The sequence below is a fragment of the Bradyrhizobium sp. TM233 genome, assembly GCF_036247965.1.
Classification (GTDB): domain Bacteria; phylum Pseudomonadota; class Alphaproteobacteria; order Rhizobiales; family Xanthobacteraceae; genus Bradyrhizobium; species Bradyrhizobium ottawaense.
The window spans coordinates 1-298 of sequence record NZ_BTIG01000283.1; the positions used below are offsets into that span (position 1 = coordinate 1).

Genomic DNA, 298 nt, shown 5'->3' on the forward strand with positions numbered 1-298 from the left:
AAACCCACTATACACACACGATCTCCTACACTTCCGGTTTTTACTCTCTCTCTTATGTATTTTCAAAACCGCTTACCCACGATCTCTCTCTCGCTCTCTATTCATCTTCAACCTTCATCTTCTACCCAAAACCTTCAACCGCTCCAACAATGGTGAGACAAACCAGAAATGAAGCCGCTGAAGCAACTAGTTTCCCTCACATGGTAGTGGGTCAAGCTACAGGCCAAATGGGTCCTGAAGCTCCTAATCAAGGTCAAGCTCAAGAGCAGATTGTTCCAATTGCAGAACGGGGCTGTGC

1 protein-coding gene is annotated in these 298 nt (G+C 46.3%); it reads left to right on the forward strand.

The features are described from left to right. A partial coding sequence (locus AABA86_RS34345; RefSeq protein ID WP_338309903.1) for a hypothetical protein occupies positions 1-298 on the forward strand: 298 nt, incomplete at both ends.